Raw genomic sequence first — 2,609 nt, forward strand, 5'->3', positions numbered from 1 at the left:
CACCTTGTGAGGTCACTGGCGGAGCAGAAGTGGGCGATTCTTACGCGACGTGTTTCTTGCTGGCAAGTTTCCGGGCCTTGACCCCGCGATAGCTCTCGCCGGTGATGTCGATCGTGAGCGCGGCATGCTCGAGGCGATCGCGGATCGCATCGCTGATGACAGGATCGGCGATCACCTCTGCCCAGTGCGCGAGGGGCAGCTGCGTCGTGAACATCGTGGACTTGCCGAGCGAGCGCTCTTCGAGGATCTCGCACAGATCCTGCGCTTCGGTGGAGGACAGCTTGCGCATCCCGAAGTCATCGAGGATGAGTAAGTCGGGTCGGGCGAGCTTGTCACGATAGCGGAGATATGTTCCGCTCGAGCGGGCGAGCGCGAGATTCTCCAGCCACGTCGTGACCGTCATATACAGCACCGACTTGCCGCACGCGCAGGCGTGAAGCCCGGCGGCCTGCGCGATGAAGGTCTTCCCAACACCGGTCTGCCCGATCAGTAACACCGGTCGTCCTTCGCTCATCCACTGCAGGCTGTACAGCTCTTTGATCTGCGCCTTGCTGATCGAGCGGCTGGCCGTGAAGTCGATGTCTTCAAAGGCGGGCCGCAAGGTGAACTTGGCGGCCTTGATGCGGTAGCCGGCCTTGCGCTCTTGTCGATAATCGGCTTCGGCCTGCAGCAGGGCATCGATGAACTCGGTGTAGCTGACTTGGTCGCGAGTGGCGGAAGCCACAGTGTCGTCGAACGCGCCGAACATGCCGAGCAGCTTCATCTCGGCCATGAGGTTCTTGGCGATAGCAGTACTCATACGATTCATTTCTCCTGGATTGAGTCGGACGGAACAGCAGCGAAGATGTCGACGGGCCGATCGGCGCCGGCGGCATATCGCAGCATGGGGTTGCCTGGGCGGCGCACGATCTCGCGTGACTCGCCCGTTACAGTGGTTGTTTGTTTTCTGGCTTGCGCAAGCAGCGCCTGGAAGTACGGTACGCGGTACTTGTCGTAGCGACGCATGGTGACGATCGCAGCGGCGATGCGCTGGCTGGCCACTTCGTGTCCGGCGGTGTTGATTTCCTTCGTGCAGCTGCGAACGAAGCCCTGTGCGCGTCGCAGGTTGCCGTAGACATCGTCATTGAACAGCTCGACGAACAGCCGGTGCAGCTCGGGATGGATGAAGCGCGACTGTGACAACAGTCGCTGCGGCGTGGCTTCGTAATACGCCTGGGACGCCGGCGGGAAGTGCGCATCGATCTTGATACGCCGGCCATCGCGATGACGGCTGCGCGGATGGATCGCGAGGCGCTCCAGGTTCAGGAAGATCTCGACGTGGTTCTCGGTGAGCTTGATGCGTAGCTTCTTGTGACGATGGATATGCGGGGCGCTGTACAGCACGGCTTCCACCAGCACGTAGCAATCAGGATGCAGCGTTGCGGTCAGCCATTCGCCCGTGTCCACGTCGTGGACGGGTAACGCCTTGAGCGCGGCCCGTTCCAGTGCCTCGAAGCGCTCGCGTCGCGAGACGCCGAAGCGACTGTGGCGTCGTGCATTGATGCGCTGGGCGCACTCGCTGAGTGCCTGGTTGATCTGATGCAACGACGTGAAGCGCGTGCGCCGATGACGGAAGCGCACATAGCGCATTAGTATCTTTACCAGTCCCTCGACGATCGCTTTGTCGCGCGGATGATCGGGACGCGCCGGCACCACCGCGGTGGAGAAGTCCCGAGCGAGCTGTGCATAGCCGGGGTTCAGATCCGGATCGTACAGGTGACATTTGAGCACGCCCTGCTTCAAGCAGTCCGGGACAGTCACGTGCGGCACGCCGCCGTAAAACGCATACATGCGCCGGTGCGCGCCGAGCCAGTTGCGACTCTTCATGTCTTCGGCGGCCCAGGCGAAGAGCAACTGGCTGAAGCCGAGACCGGCGACGAAGATGTACGCCTTGCGGATTTCGCCGGTGGCAAGTTCGATCCACTCGATCGGATCGCCAGCGTAATCCACTTCCACGCGCTCGCCGGCGGCGAACTCACGTGCGGTGATATCCGCCTGCCGGTGCTGTGGGAACTTGCGGTAAAACTGTTTCCAGAAGTTGGAATACGTGGTCAGTGCTTGCGCTTTCTCTTCCCAGATGAACTTCAGCGGATGACCCAGCCCCAACTCGTGGACGACGGTCGCCCAATCGACTTGCCGCATCCATAACGGATCCTTGCCGATCTTCGGCGCCGCCGGAGACTGCCGCAGACCATCACGCACCTCACGCACGGTATCGCGCGAGCAGCCCAATGCCCGGGCGATCTCGCGCACGCCGCGCCCATCGGCCAGCCGGCGACGGATCTCCTCAAAACGCTCAACGGTGACACTGCGTAAACCCATTCCGTCCTCCCCATCGCGATCGGCGGGGAAGGTAGCGGTGGAATCGGGCTCGGTGGGATGAGCCTGTGCGACAGGCTCGGACGGATCGACTCTGGACATCGGCGGGCCACTCCTCGGCGCCGGCGGCGCCTCGAAAAGCGCTCCGCCAGGTGGTCCCCAACCGAGGAAATCGGGTGGTCCCGAACTCAGGAAATCAGGTGGTCCCCAACCCAGGAAACTGGGTGGGTCTCAACGGAGGAAATCGTGCA

2 protein-coding genes are annotated in these 2,609 nt (G+C 62.2%); both read right to left on the minus strand.

The features are described 5' to 3' along the window. Window positions 1–40: 40 nt before the first annotated feature. A complete protein-coding gene (gene istB, locus EKO19_RS38085) occupies window positions 41–799 on the minus strand; it encodes an IS21-like element helper ATPase IstB (RefSeq protein WP_157995640.1) in 759 nt (252 codons plus the stop codon). A 5-nt stretch (window positions 800–804) separates the two neighbouring features. Then, complete coding sequence (gene istA, locus EKO19_RS38090) at window positions 805–2,460, minus strand: IS21 family transposase (RefSeq protein ID WP_129782681.1); 1,656 nt, start codon at window positions 2,458–2,460, stop codon at window positions 805–807. Window positions 2,461–2,609: the final 149 nt, after the last annotated feature.

This window comes from Peristeroidobacter soli (assembly GCF_004138485.1).
Taxonomy (GTDB): domain Bacteria; phylum Pseudomonadota; class Gammaproteobacteria; order Steroidobacterales; family Steroidobacteraceae; genus Steroidobacter; species Steroidobacter soli.